13 protein-coding genes are annotated in these 13,445 nt (G+C 61.8%); 5 read left to right on the top strand and 8 right to left on the bottom strand.

The features are described 5' to 3' along the window. Positions 1–33 precede the first annotated feature (33 nt). Both WCJ41_RS03815 and WCJ41_RS03810 read right to left on the bottom strand, forming a co-directional pair. A complete protein-coding gene (locus WCJ41_RS03815) occupies positions 34–2,160 on the bottom strand; it encodes a penicillin-binding protein 1A (RefSeq protein WP_336904506.1) in 2,127 nt (708 codons plus the stop codon). Between the two features lie 173 nt (positions 2,161–2,333). Further along, positions 2,334–3,839 carry an altronate dehydratase family protein gene (locus tag WCJ41_RS03810; RefSeq protein WP_336904505.1) on the bottom strand — a complete coding sequence of 502 codons (1,506 nt, stop codon included), beginning with the start codon at positions 3,837–3,839 and terminating at the stop codon, positions 2,334–2,336. 92 nt (positions 3,840–3,931) lie between these two features. Between WCJ41_RS03810 and WCJ41_RS03805 the strand changes: the two genes are divergently transcribed. Genes WCJ41_RS03805 through WCJ41_RS03795 form a run of 3 tightly spaced genes read left to right on the top strand, consistent with a single transcriptional unit; the run spans position 3,932 to position 6,620 of the window. Next, positions 3,932–4,663: a GntR family transcriptional regulator gene (locus WCJ41_RS03805; protein ID WP_336904504.1), complete on the top strand. Its 732-nt coding sequence runs from the start codon at positions 3,932–3,934 to the stop codon at positions 4,661–4,663. Next, the gene (locus WCJ41_RS03800; protein WP_336904503.1) at positions 4,660–5,685 is read left to right on the top strand and encodes an aldo/keto reductase; all 1,026 of its coding nucleotides are present in this window, start codon (positions 4,660–4,662) and stop codon (positions 5,683–5,685) included. Before WCJ41_RS03805 ends, WCJ41_RS03800 begins: the two co-directional genes overlap by 4 nt. Further along, complete coding sequence (locus tag WCJ41_RS03795) at positions 5,682–6,620, top strand: 3-hydroxyacyl-CoA dehydrogenase (RefSeq protein ID WP_336904502.1); 939 nt, start codon at positions 5,682–5,684, stop codon at positions 6,618–6,620. Before WCJ41_RS03800 ends, WCJ41_RS03795 begins: the two co-directional genes overlap by 4 nt. A gap of 20 nt (positions 6,621–6,640) precedes the next feature. On the opposite strand, the gene WCJ41_RS03790 is transcribed toward WCJ41_RS03795, so the two are convergent. From WCJ41_RS03790 to WCJ41_RS03780, 3 genes are all read right to left on the bottom strand, one after another. Next, the gene (locus WCJ41_RS03790; RefSeq protein ID WP_336904501.1) at positions 6,641–7,429 is read right to left on the bottom strand and encodes an ATP-binding cassette domain-containing protein; all 789 of its coding nucleotides are present in this window, start codon (positions 7,427–7,429) and stop codon (positions 6,641–6,643) included. Positions 7,430–7,468: 39 nt separating this feature from the next. Beyond that, complete coding sequence (locus WCJ41_RS03785) at positions 7,469–8,554, bottom strand: ABC transporter permease (protein WP_336904500.1); 1,086 nt, start codon at positions 8,552–8,554, stop codon at positions 7,469–7,471. 106 nt (positions 8,555–8,660) lie between these two features. After that, on the bottom strand, positions 8,661–9,680 hold the full coding sequence (locus WCJ41_RS03780; protein ID WP_336904499.1) for a substrate-binding domain-containing protein: 1,020 nt from the start codon (positions 9,678–9,680) through the stop codon (positions 8,661–8,663). Between the two features lie 221 nt (positions 9,681–9,901). On the opposite strand from WCJ41_RS03780, the gene WCJ41_RS03775 reads away from it, so the two are divergent. Together WCJ41_RS03775 and WCJ41_RS03770 are read left to right on the top strand one after the other, a co-directional pair. Continuing rightward, the gene (locus WCJ41_RS03775) at positions 9,902–11,128 is read left to right on the top strand and encodes an ROK family transcriptional regulator (protein ID WP_336904498.1); all 1,227 of its coding nucleotides are present in this window, start codon (positions 9,902–9,904) and stop codon (positions 11,126–11,128) included. Then, a complete protein-coding gene (locus tag WCJ41_RS03770; protein WP_336904497.1) occupies positions 11,128–11,559 on the top strand; it encodes an RbsD/FucU domain-containing protein in 432 nt (143 codons plus the stop codon). Before WCJ41_RS03775 ends, WCJ41_RS03770 begins: the two co-directional genes overlap by 1 nt. A 57-nt stretch (positions 11,560–11,616) precedes the next feature. On the opposite strand, the gene WCJ41_RS03765 is transcribed toward WCJ41_RS03770, so the two are convergent. The 3 genes from WCJ41_RS03765 to WCJ41_RS03755 form a co-directional block, all read right to left on the bottom strand. Further along, on the bottom strand, positions 11,617–12,450 hold the full coding sequence (locus tag WCJ41_RS03765) for a DUF1501 domain-containing protein (protein WP_336904496.1): 834 nt from the start codon (positions 12,448–12,450) through the stop codon (positions 11,617–11,619). Continuing rightward, on the bottom strand, positions 12,408–13,046 hold the full coding sequence (locus WCJ41_RS03760) for a hypothetical protein (protein WP_336904495.1): 639 nt from the start codon (positions 13,044–13,046) through the stop codon (positions 12,408–12,410). Before WCJ41_RS03760 ends, WCJ41_RS03765 begins: the two co-directional genes overlap by 43 nt. A 5-nt stretch (positions 13,047–13,051) precedes the next feature. Next, positions 13,052–13,445: DUF1800 family protein (locus WCJ41_RS03755; RefSeq protein ID WP_336904494.1), on the bottom strand; the 394-nt coding region annotated here is incomplete at its 5' end.

Raw genomic sequence — 13,445 nt, 5'->3', positions numbered from 1 at the left:
GAGAAGACAGAAGGCTCCGCCCTCGCGAGCCCCCTAAGGCTCGTCCCGCTTGTCACGCAGCGCGCGCTCACGCGCGCTGTTGTGCTTCTTCTGGGCATTCTGATTGTTCTGGCGACCACCGCCGAACAAGCGCTCGAGGAAGCCTCCGGCATTGATTTCAGGCGGCGGTGCCGGCTCTTCAGCAGCGCCCTGGTCATATTGCTGGTCCGTCACCGTCGCCGGGCCACTCAGCGCCACCTGCGGAGTACCCGGCAGCGGTCGCGGGGTCAGGCCGCGGTGCGCAGGCTCCATGACATCGTGCCAGATCATCGCGGGGATCAGGCCGCCTGTTACCTTGTTGGTGGGCGAATTATCGTCATTGCCAACCCACACGCCGGCAATGAGTTCGCTGGTGTAGCCGATGAACCAGGCATCGCGATAATCCTGGCTGGTGCCGGTCTTGCCCGCAATGTCGAAGCCCGGGAAGGCGGCGCGCGTGCCGGTGCCATCGGTCACGACGAGCCGCATCATGCGGTTCATGCCATAGAGGTCATTGTCGTTGATGGCCTTGGGGAAGCCCGAACCATTGCGTTCATAGATCACCGTGCCGTCGCGCGTCTTGATGCGCGTCACCGCATAGGCGGTCACGGGATAGCCACCATTGGAGAAGGGCGTGAAGGCCGACGTCAGCTCAAGTGGTGTCACCTCCGAGGTGCCGAGTGCGATCGAAGCATCGTCCTTGAGCGGCGACACGATACCAAGGCGATGCGCCACGGCAATGACGGCCTGCGGCCCAACCTGCAGCACGAGCTTCACCGAGATGGTGTTGAGCGACAATGCCAGTGCTGTTTCCAGCGCCACGGGGCCGAGATATTTCTTGCGATAGTTTTCCGGCGTCCAGCTGCCGACGCGGATCGGCTCGTCGACCTCCACCGACTCGGGCGTGAAGCCGTGCTCGAGGGCGGCCAGATAGACGAAGGGCTTGAACGACGAGCCGGGCTGGCGCTTGGCCTTGGTGGCGCGGTTGAACTGGCTCTTCTTGTAGGACCGGCCACCCACCATGGCGAGCACCGCGCCGGAACCATCCATCACCACCATGGCGCCCTGGGACACCTTGAGCTTTTGCCCCTGTGCGCCCAGTTCCTTGGCCACCGCGAGCTCTGCGCTGTTCTGGATCGCGGGATCGATTGTCGTCTCGACGACGAGCGACTGCTGGTAGTCCTTCACGAATTCCGGCAGCTGTTCGCCGATCCAGTCGATGACGAAATTCTTGGCCGACATGTAGCTGTCGGTCTTGGCCTCGGCCGGATTGTTGATCGCGGCGGCGGCCTCTTCGGGTGTGATGAAGCCGCCGTCCGCCATGCTCTGCAGCACCAGCCTCGCGCGCTCGGCAGCGGCCTGCGGGTCGGAGATCGGGTTGTTGGCGCTTGGCGCCTTGACGACGCCCGCCAGAGTGGCCGTTTCCGCAAGCGTGAGGTCGGAGGCGGATTTCTTGTAATAGACCTGTGCGGCCTTCTCTATCCCTGTGGCGCCGGAACCGAAATAGACGCGGTTGAGATAGAGCTGGAGGATATCGTCCTTCGAGTAGTGCTTCTCCAGCCACAGGGCGAGAACCACCTCCTGCAGCTTGCGCTGCAGCGTGCGGTCGGGTGACAGGAACAGGTTCTTGGCCAGCTGCTGGGTGAGCGTCGACCCGCCCTGCACAACGCGGCCGGAGCGGTAGTTCGTATACATGGCACGGACCAACCCTATCGGGTCGACACCGAAGTGGCTGCGGAAGCGGCGGTCCTCGATGGCGATGAAGGCGTTGGGCACATAGTCCGGCAGGTCGGCGATCCGCACCTCGTCGCCGTTGAACGAGCCGTGCTCGGCCAGCACCGACCCGTCATTGGCAAGGATCATGATGCCGGGGTCGCGATCCGGGATCTGCAGCAGTCCCTGCTTGTCGAGCGTCATCCAGACATAGCCGAAGAGGCCGGCAAGGCCGATGCAGCCGATGACGGCCAAGGTGATGCCAAAACGGATGATGGGCCACAGGAAGGACCGGCGACGGCGGGCGCGTGGCGCGCGGGCGGGTTGCGAGCCGCTACCCGGGCCCTTGGCCCTGGCCTTTGCCTTGCCCGTGAACAGCTGCGGTTCCTCCCGCTGCCGTCCCTGACCTTTCTTACCCGACCGACCCATCACTCCCCCGGAACACCGGATGCGGGGCCAAACCTAGCCGGGGTCCACTTTACATGCCGTACATGCCGTGAACCGGAGGTCTCCCGCTGGGGCAGACCATTGTTCCGCAATCATGGTGCAATGATGGCTCGGGCAGCATCCGAAATGCATCCAGCAGCAACGCGAAAACGCAACTACATCATCGCGCCGACATGCCAGGGAACATACTCGTTGTCGCCATAGCCGAGCTCTTCCGACTTGGTCTTGTGACCAGACGCGACCTTCAGCATCAGCTCGAAGATCTGCTGCCCCTTCTCCTCGATCGACACGCCGTCGAGGATGTCACCGCAGTTGATGTCCATGTCGTCGATCATGCGGTTATAGATGTCTGTGTTCGTTGCCAGTTTGATCGACGGCACCGGCTTGCAGCCATAGGCCGAGCCGCGCCCCGTGGTGAAGCACAGAAGGTTTGCACCGCCCGCCACCTGACCCGTTGCCGCCACCGGGTCATAGCCCGGCGTGTCCATGAAAACGAAGCCCTTGCCAGTCACCGGCTCGGCATAGCGATAGACGTGGCGGAGCGTTGTGGTGCCGCCCTTGGCGGCTGCACCCAGCGACTTCTCGAGAATGGTCGTGAGCCCGCCCAGCTTGTTGCCCGGAGACGGATTGTTGTTCATTTCCATGTTGTTACGCTTGGTGTAATCTTCCCACCACTTGATGATATCGACGAGCTTTTCGCCCACCTCGCGGTTGGCGGCGCGCCGCGTCAGGAGATGCTCCGCACCGTAGATTTCCGGCGTTTCCGACAGGATGCCGGTGCCGCCATGCCGCACCAGAATGTCCACCGCCGCACCCAGCGCGGGGTTCGCCGTGATGCCTGAATAGCCATCCGAACCGCCACACTGCAGCGCCACGATGAGATCGGATGCATGACAGGTTTCGCGCTTCACATTGTTCACATGCGGAAGCATATCTCGAATTGCGGCAACGCCCGCTGAAACCGTTTTTTTGGTGCCACCCGTCTCCTGGATGGTCATGGTGCGGAAGGTCTCGTTCTCGACTACGCCATAGGCTTCCTTGAAGCGCGGGATCTGAAAACCTTCGCAGCCCAAGCCCACCATCAGCACGCCACCCATGTTGGGGTTGGTGGCATAGCCCCACGCCGTGCGCTTCAGGATGTCGAAAATCACGCCGCGGTAGTCGACCACGCAGCCATTGTCCATCTTCAGCGCCACGATGCCATCGATGTTGGGATAGGCATCCAGCATGCCCGACCGCTTCACCTCCTCGGCGATGAAGCCCGCCACGGTGGCCGAGCAGTTCACCGAGGTGAGGACGCCGATGTAGTTGCGCGTGCCAACCTTGCCATTGGCGCGGCGGATGCCCTGGAAGGTTGCCTGCTTCTCGAGCGGCAGAATGTCTTCGGGCTTCGCATCCTGCGCAAAAGCGTAGTCGCGGTCGAAGTCCTGCATGCCGGTGTTGTGCTCATGCACCCAGGCACCCTTGGGAACATCCTGCTTGGCAAAGCCGATGATCTGGCCAAACTTGCGCACAGGTTCGCCGGACTTGATTGCCACGGACGCCATCTTGTGGCCCTTGCCGATGCGGTCCAGCGCGATAATGCCCTCAGGAGCCTCGGCCCCCTTGTCGACGGTGTCGATCGCCACAAGGACGTTGTCGGCGCTGGACAGACGGAGCATGCGGGGGGTTTTTGGTACGGGTGCAATCATCTGAAGGCTCGCTTCTCTGCTGCGGGGCTTGCCCGCCCTATGAATAACGCTAACATGTTAGCATGCCAGTGGCTTCCGTCACCTATGATTTCTTGAGTCCAGGCCGAATTGCGGCCAAGGGCGCCACGGCCCGCGTGCATGCCGCCCTGCGTGAAGCCATCGTCCAGCTCGACCTGAAACCGGGCGAGTTCCTCGACAAGCAGGCCATCGCCGCACGCATGGGGGTTTCCCGCTTCCCCGTCGGCGAAGCGATGAACCGCCTGGCTGCCGAGGGGCTGGTCGACATCATTCCTCAGAGCGGCTCGCGCGTTGCGCTCATCAAGATTTCCGACACCCGCGAGAACATGTTCCTGCGTCGCGCCCTCGAGGTGGAAACGGTGCGAAGGCTGGCGGCGACAGCGTCGCCGGAACTCATCGACCAGCTCGCCAGCAACCTGCGCTACCAAGAGGCAGCCATTGAAGCGCAGGACCTGAAGGGCTTCCACGGCTTTGACCTCAGTTTCCATGCCCTGCTGCAGGACCACCTTGGCTTCGAGCGGGTCCGCAACGCGACCGAGACAGCACGCCTCGGCCTCGACCGTGTGCGGCAGTTGCTGAATACGCGTCGCCGCCTCGAACTGACGCTCTCCGAACACAAGGTCATCGTGGCGGCACTGGAGGCACATGATCGCGATGCCGCTGCGAGGGCCATGTACGGTCACCTCGATGCGGTGATGGCAGAACTCGAAACATTTGCCCGCGAAAGGCCGGAGCTTTTCGCCGATCTCAACAATACGGGAGGACCGGAGACATGAAGAAGCGCAATTTCAGGGCGCCATCGGGAGAATCGATCTCCTTCACCGAATTGGGCTTCGGCACGGCACCGCTCGGCAACCTATACAAGGCGACGGGTCAGGAAGAGGCCCAGAAGACGCTGGAAGCGGCCTGGAAGGCTGGCATCCGCTATTATGACACTGCACCGCTCTACGGCCTCGGCCTGTCAGAAACGCGGCTCAACCGCTTCCTGTTTGGCAAGAAGCGGAAGGACTATGTGCTCTCCACCAAGGTAGGTCGACTGTTCGAAGTCTGTGACCCCAAGCAGCGTACCGGCATCGGAAAATTCTTCGCCACGCCTTCACGCCGGGAAATCTATGACTACAGCTATGATGGCTTCATGCGCTCGATCGAGTTTTCGCTGGAGCGCCTCGGCGTCGATTCCATCGACGTGATCTTCATCCACGACGTCGATGTCTTCAACCACAAGACCGTGGCGGCGCGTGACGCGCATGTGAAGACCATTCTCAACAGCGGCATCAAGGCGCTGGAAAAGCTGCGCAGCGAAAAGGTGATCAAGGCCTATGGCGCTGGCGTCAACGAATGGGAGGTCTGCGAAGTTCTGGCGAAGAATGCGGATGTCGACATCTTCCTGCTGGCCGGACGCTACACACTGCTCGAGCAGGACTCACTCAACTCCTTCCTGCCGCTGTGCGAGGATCGCGGCATCGGCATTGTGCTTGGAGGTCCTTATAATTCAGGCATTCTCGCCACAGGCCCAAAGCCTGGTGCGTGGTACAATTATGATCATGCCCCCAAGGCGATCCTTGAGCGGGTGGCGAAGATCGAGGCCATCTGCAAGCGACACAAGGTGAAGCTGGCGCAGGCAGCACTCCGCTTCCCGATGCATCACAAGAGCGTGGTCAGTGTCATTCCCGGCGGGGTCAGTCCAAAGGAAGTGGCGCTCAACGTGGCCACCCTCGACGCCAAGATCCCAAAGGCGCTGTGGAAGGACCTGAAGGCGGCGGGGCTGCTGCACACAAACGCACCGGTGCCGCGTTGAAGACGGCGATCCTTGGTTCAGGACTGATTGGGCGGTCATGGGCGATGGTGTTTGCCCGTGGCGGACACGAGGTGGTGCTGTGGGACCAGGACGTCGCGCAGGTGGACAAGGCGCTTGCACATATCGCGCGCACCCTGCCCGACATGGCGGAGGCAGGCCTCATCGAGGATGCAGAGACCGTGCGCAGGCGCATCACCGGAGCTGCAAGCCTTGCCGACGCAGTGTCAGGGGTGGAGTTTATTCAGGAAAACATCGTGGAGCGGGCAGCGCCCAAACAGAAGCTGTTCGCCGAAGTGGAGAAGCTTGCCCCGGCCGATGCGATCATCTCCAGTTCAACGTCGGCGATCATGCCATCGATTATCTTTGGCGGGCTCGCCACCCGCCAGCGCTGCCTCGTTTCGCATCCACTGAACCCGCCGCACCTGGCACCCATCGTCGAACTCTGCGGCGCGGACTTTACCTCGCCAGACATCATCACGCGGGCAGGCGACTTCATGGCAAGTTGCGGCATGTCCCCGATCACGGTGAAGCGTGAAATCGAGGGCTTCATCCTCAACCGGCTGCAGTTGGCCGTCCTGAATGAGTCCTTCAGGCTCATCGCAGAGGGCTATGTGTCTGCCGAAGACCTCGACAAGACCATCAAGGACGGCCTGGCGTTGCGCTGGAGCTTCATGGGTCCGATCGAGACCATCGACCTCAATGCGCCGCAAGGCGTGGCAGACTACCTCGAGCGCTATGGACCGACCATTCGCCGCGTTGGTGACAGCCAGTCCGCTGCAGCTGCTTGGCCTGACTCAATTGGCGCAACCCTGGATGTGGAACGGCGGGCCGCCGTGCCGAAGGAAAAGCTCGAAGACGCCACGGCCTGGCGTGACAGGCGGATGATGGCACTCACCGCGCACAAGCGCGCGCAGGAAAAGAAAACGCCGCGCTGAGGCGGCGTTCGTTTCTGTTATCAGGCGGCCATCAATTCCGGAGGTGGTGCCTTGGCGCCAGTCATGAAGGCCACCGCATCCGACATGGTGAAATCCTTCGGGTTGATCACGCAGAGACGCTTGCCGAGACGGTGGATATGGATGCGGTCCGCCACTTCAAAGACATGCGGCATGTTGTGCGAGATGAGAACGATGGGCAGGCCTCGGCGCTTCACGTCGAGGATCAGTTCCAGCACGCGGCGTGATTCCTTGACACCAAGCGCGGCAGTTGGTTCGTCCATGATGACCAACTTGGAGCCGAAGGCGGCAGCGCGTGCCACGGCGACGCCCTGACGCTGGCCGCCGGACAGCGTTTCCACCGCCTGGCTGATGTTCTGGATGGTCATGAGGCCCAGTTCGGTGAGCTTGTCACGGGCGATCTTTTCCATCGCCTTGTGATCGAGCTTCTTGAGCACGTTGCCGAGGAAGCCCGGCTTGCGGATTTCGCGGCCCATGAACATGTTGTCGGCAATCGACAGGGCGGGCGACAGCGCAAGATTCTGATAAACGGTCTCGATCCCGGCATTGCGCGCTTCGAGCGGAGAGCGGAAGTGCACGGGCTTGCCATCCAGCCTGATCTCACCCTCGTCCGGCGTCACGGCGCCGCAAATGGCCTTGATGAGAGTGGACTTGCCCGCCCCGTTGTCGCCGATCACCGCGAGAATTTCGCCGGGGTAGAGGTCGAAGTCGCAGTGATCGAGCGCGGTGACGCGGCCATAGCGCTTCACCAGATTGCGCGTCGTGAGGATCGGTTCGACGGTGGTGTTCATGACGGTGCCCGTGCTTGACGCGTTGACGTGTTGGAATTTTCAGGCCGAGGCCTTGCGGATCCACTGGTCGATGGCGACGGCGGCAATGATCAGGATGCCGACGGTGAAGTCCTGCCAGAGCACGTCAACACGTGACAGAGACAGGCCGAAGCGAAACACACCGACGATGATGGCGCCCAGCACAGAGCCTACGATGGTGCCGCGGCCCCCGAACAGCGAGGTGCCGCCAATCACCACGGCGGTGATGGAGTCGAGGTTGGCGGTTTCACCCGCAAGCGGCGTGACCGTGCCACCGACGCGCCCGATCAGAACCAGGCCGGCGAAAGCAGCGATAACGCCTGCCACGGAATAGACGGAGCGCAGGATCTTATCGGTCTGCACACCTGAAAGCATGGCGCCGTTCAAATCGTCGCCGACGGCGTAAACGTGGCGTCCCCATGCGGTATGCTTGAGGATATATGACATGAGCCACGCCAGCAGCAGGAACGCGATGGTGCCATAGAGGATCTGGAAGCCGCCAATGGAGATGACCTTGCCGAACCAGATCAGCAGCGGTGCCGTTGCCTCGGTATCAACATTGCGGATCGATTCAGATTGCGAATACCAGAGCTTCAGCGCCTGGAAGATATAGAGCGTACCGAGCGTGACGATGAATGGCGGCAAGCGCAAGCGCGTGACGAGGAAGCCGTTGAAATAACCCATGACGCCGCCAGCGAAGAAACCGATGGCCATGGCGGCAGGCGCGGGGACGCCCGACTGGACTGCTAGCTTGCCCATGATGATGGTGGCCAGGACCATGATGGCGCCGATGGACAGATCGATGCCAGCCGTCAGGATGATGATGGTCTGGGCGATTGCGATGATGCCGATCGGCGTGATCTGCTTGAGGATGGTTGAAAGATTACCCGGCAGGAAGATCTTGCCGTCGGTTGTGAATCCGAAAAGCAGGATTGAAAGCAGGAGAACGAAGATCGGCACCGCGACCGGATAGGCCTGGAGGAAAATGCGCAGCCTCTGCAGACCGCCCAAGTGTTCCGCCTCGAACGAAGCAACCGAGGTGTCGGCCTTGGTGAGCGTCCCTTCGAAGTCAGGAATAGTTTTCGTCGGCTGACCGCTGTTGCTCATCTGTCCATCCCCGGTGATAACGTGCGGATGTTTCTCCGCATCTTGTATGAGGGGCGACGTTAAGGCCGCCCCTCATGCTGTTCAACTCAGAAAAACTGCGTTGGGATCAACCCCAGCAGATCTTCAGGCCCTCTTCCGAGGTGATGGAGGGCAGGCCATCGACCGGCTTGTCGGTGATGAGCTGGACGCCGGTGTTGAAGAAGGTCAGACCTTCCGAGTTCTTCGGCTTGGAACCATCCTTGGCGAAGGCAGCGACGGCTTCGACGCCCTTCGATGCCATCAGCAGCGGGAACTGCATGGAGGTTGCGCCAATGACACCAGCCTTCACGTTCTGCACGCCCGGGCAGCCACCGTCGACCGAGACGATGAGAGCCTGAGCTTCCTTGCCCGCCGCCTTCATCGCCTGGAAGGCGCCTTCGGCTGCCGGCTCGTTAATCGTGTAGATCAGGTTCATATTCGGCTCCTTGGCGAGCAGGTTTTCTACTGCCTTGAGGCCGCCTTCGGGATTGGCGTTCGAAGTCTCGTGGCCGATCACGCGCGGATCGGTTTCGGAGCCCATCACCTTGCCGTTCGGAACTTCGATGCCGAAGCCGGTGAGGAAGCCGGTGTCACGCAGGACGTCGACCGAGATGTTGTCCTTGTTGATGTTGAGCATGCCGATCTTGGCATCCTTGGCGGCATCGCCCATCTGGGCCTTGGCCCATTTGCCGATCAGGACGCCAGCCTCGAAGTTGTCGGTGGCGAAGGTCGAGTCGGCCGCTTCGGCATCGCCAATCGGCGTGTCGAGGGCGATGACCAGCAGGCCCTTGCCGCGGGCTTCCTTGAGGGCGGGGATGACCGAGTCATTCGACGCGGTGATCAGGATGCCCTTGGCGCCGGAGGCGACACAGTTCTCGATGGCTTCGATCTGCGGGCCGGCGTCACCGTCGACCTTGCCGGCGAAGGCCTGGAATTCGAGGCCGAGTTCCTTGGCCTTGGCTTCTGCACCTTCCTTCATCTTCACGAAGAAGGGGTTGGTGTTGTTCTTGGTGATCAGGCAGACGCCATCAGCCGCAAGAGCGGGGGTGACGGCAAAAACAGCGGTCGCCGCAGCGCCGAGCAGAGCAGCTTTGAAAAGGGTCTTCACATAGGCCTCCCATCAGTTTGTTTTACCCCTATCAAGGGGTTAGGTGACGTTTCGTTACTCCAGGTGCGGGAGGGGAATGTGTGTCCACACTCCTGCACATGGGAGCATTCTCAACTCAAAAATTGACCACTGTCAATAAGTAAACCGGAATGATTTATTGATTGACAGTCTCCCGGGCTGCTGGAAATCTGTGCGCCATCTGCACAGGGAACGGGACTGCAATGTCGATCGAATGGGCCAGCGGCACGCGCGGGGACAGTTACCCCGAGCTTTCGCGTGGCACCACGCAGACGGGCGTCCGGCTCTACAATGAACGCCTGATCCTGTCCCTCGTCCGCCTGCACGGGCAGTTGCCGAAGGCCGAAATGGCGCGGCTGACCGGCCTCTCTGCACAAACTGTCTCGGTCATCGTACGCCAGCTCGAGGCTGACGGACTGCTGAAGCGATGCACCCCCCAGCGCGGCAAGGTGGGCCAGCCGCTGGTGCCTTTCGAGCTCGATCCGAATGGTGCTTTCTCGATCGGGCTCAAGGTGGGGCGACGTTCGGGCGACCTGATGCTTGTCGATCTCGCTGGCCACGTACGCCACACCATCCACCGGCCCTACACCTTCCCTTCGCCTACCGAGATGATCAGCTTCGTGACCTCGGGTGTGGAAGAACTCGTCTCGGGGCTGACGCCTGAGCAGCGCGGGCGGATCAGCGGCATGGGGATCGCCGCACCCTTCGAGCTGTGGAACTGGGCAGAGGATGTGGGCGCACCGCCCGATGTGCTGATGGCATGGAAGGGATTTGACCTGCAGGCGGAAATCGCCACGCGCTTCACCTGGCCCATTCATTTCTGCAACGATGCCTCCGCTGCCTGCGCGGCGGAGTTGCTGTTCGGCCGCGGCCGTGATCTGCAGGACTTCGCCTATTTCTATCTCGGCTACTTCATCGGCGGCGGCGTGGTGCTGAATGGCAGCCTGTATCTGGGCCGCCATGGCAATGCCGGCGCACTGGCCTCGCTCCCGGTGACGTCGGAACTGGGACAATCAGAACAATTGGTGCATTCGACATCGCTTGCGTCGCTTGAGCGCGACATCAAGCGCGAAGGTGGGGATCCAGAACTGCTGTGGCGCGATCTGGGCGAATGGCGCGGGGCGGGACCATCACTCGATCGCTGGCTCACCCGTGCGGCTTTCAACGTCGCAACTGCTGCCTCAGGCGTCATGGCCGTTCTCGACTGCTCGGCGATCATCATCGATGGTGCAGTGCCGCTCCATGTGCGGGCCCGCTTCGTGGAAGCGGTTCAGCAGGCTCTGGCGCGCGTCGATCGCCAGGGGCTGGCCGACTTTCCGATCCTCGAAGGTACCATCGGCGCGGACGCACGCGCGCTCGGCGCCGCGAGCCTGCCACTGTTCGACAATTTCATCATCAACCGGAATGTCTTGTTCAAGGAGAAGGCCTGATGCTCAAAGGTATCGATCCGCTGCTGAGCCCGGATCTCCTGCGCGTGCTGCGCGCGATGGGCCACGGCGACGAGATCGCCATCGTGGACGGCAACTATCCTGCCGAGGAGCATGGCAAGCGTGTCGTCAGGCTCGACGGCCACGGCGCGCCACGCATCCTCGACGCCATCCTCTCCGTGATGCCGGTGGACGACATGGTGCCGGAGGCCGTGTGGCGGCCCGCCGCCCACATGGATCCCAAACGCATGGAGCCGGTGTTCGAGGACTTCGCCTCCGTCCTGCTGAAGCATGAACCCGAGCAGAAGATCGTGCCGCTGGTGGGCGATGCCTTCTACAACAAGGTAAAGGCGTGCTTCGCCATCGTCGCCTCCAGCGAACCGCGCCTCTATGGCAACATTATCGTCAAGAAAGGCGTGATCTATCCGGCGTGACAGTCCGACCGGGGCGCATCACGCCCCGGTCGGCCATTCAACTGGCCGCTCACGGCTTCAGCTGAGACCATTCTTCCTGCGGAACCGCGCGAGTGCCGTTTCGCGGCGCGGGCTGGCCTTTGCGGTGGCCCGCGCTGACTTGGAGCGTGCTGCTGCCGTGGAGCCTGCCGCTGCCATGGAACGTGCGACTGCCATGGTGGGCACAGGGCTGGCAGATGCCACTGTCGGCGTCTTGAGCAGATCCTGCATCGGCGCAACGGTCTGGCTCGCCGGGAAGACCTCCGTGTCAAGCAGAGTGCGTGGAACACCAAGGTGATCCTGCAGGAGACCCTTGAAGACGGCACGCATGTCGGTTGTGGCGCGCAGCGAAACGCCGTTCACGAGATCTGCCTTGGCGAGGCCAGGCCAGCTGCCAAAGACCTTGTTGCCGTTGATGGCGCCGCCAAGCAGGAAAGCAACCGATGCAACACCGTGGTCGGTGCCCGAGGTGCCGTTGACATATGCCCTTCGACCCATTTCGGTGACGCAGACAACCGCGGTCGTCTTCCAGGCCGCTTCACCCATCTCGATCCGGAAGGCATCGAGGCAGGCATCAAGTTCGCTCAGCTTCTCTGTGAGAATCGAGGTCTGGCCGGCATGGGTGTCCCAACCAACGGTGCTGAGCACGGCGATGCGGGGCCCGGCGGGTTCCTTCAGGAGACGGGCGGTGCCGAGGAACGACCTCATCAGGACGCTCGCAGTCGAGGGAGTCGTCGTGCCTGACGCTCCGGACTCCGCGAGTTGATATATGCGCACACCCTCACCGAACACGACCGACAGTGGACTTCCAGCACGCTGGTAAAGGCTGGTCAGCGGGTCCGTGAGGCTTGGGTTGGAGCGAAGGCCGGGCAACCACGAAATGCGGGTGCCGGTCCAGCGAGGATGAAAGGGGTCGGGCCAACGTGCATCGCATCGGTCTTCACGGCGGCTCCCGCCGGAAGGATATTGAGAAGGCGATTCATCCAGCCGGTCGTGCAGGACCGGGGTCCGTCTCCGGGCAAGCCGGACTCGAGATTATACTGGCATTCGAAATGCGAGTTTGTCTGCAGGGGCGGAGCAACGGCTTGCACCAGTGCTGCGTCCCCGGTGAGGAACATGTCGCGGAACTTCGGCATTGCGGCGTTGAGCGCAAACTCCGATGCGAAGGGAAGCAGCAGAGTCTTGGGAAGTGCAAGCCCGCCCCGGAGTGACGTGTAGTTGGCATAATCGTTCAGCGGAACGGCAACATGCAGGCCGTCCAGTGCGCCAGCAAGGTTGACGATGAGAAGCCGAGTCTCGGTGCCGGCGGCTTCCGCGTGCCGCGGCATGTGGGCCCAGGCGAAGAGGCCCGCCGAAAGGCCAAGAAGGTTGCGGCGGTTGATGAGAAAGCGTGATTCCTCACAGCCTTCCGCAGCTGCATCGAGCAGGTGTTGCGGAACAACGGGCGTTTCGTGGTCGTGATCTGACATGGGTGTCACCTGAGCATGTATTCGGGGGAGGAGAAGAGCACCGCGAGCCTGCTGCCGGCGTAGATTCTCTTCGTTTTCATTTCGGCCATGGTGGATGTCAGCGCAGCAGAGCAGACACCGGGCAGCAGTTCTGCGGCGCGCGATTCCGGGTCGATCACCATCTTGTCGACGCCGAGAGCCCATTGCATCATCGAAAATGCAAAATCCTTGCGGACGAATGCGGAGCCTGGGTTCCTCCAGTAATAGTCATCATCAGGATAGCCATCCGGCGTAATCCTGCCCCAAGTCGGCTGGCTAAGCTGGCCGACGATCGAGTGAAAGCCGCGGGCTTTTTGCATGATCGAGGTCAGTAGTGTCCGGTTTAATTCATGATCAATCGCGAAGAAGCCAATAACGACG

This window comes from Aestuariivirga sp. (assembly GCF_037139295.1).
In the GTDB taxonomy this organism is placed as follows: domain Bacteria; phylum Pseudomonadota; class Alphaproteobacteria; order Rhizobiales; family Aestuariivirgaceae; genus Aestuariivirga.
Note: the sequence above shows the minus strand (reverse complement) of the source record. Positions and strands in the feature narration are given on the sequence as shown.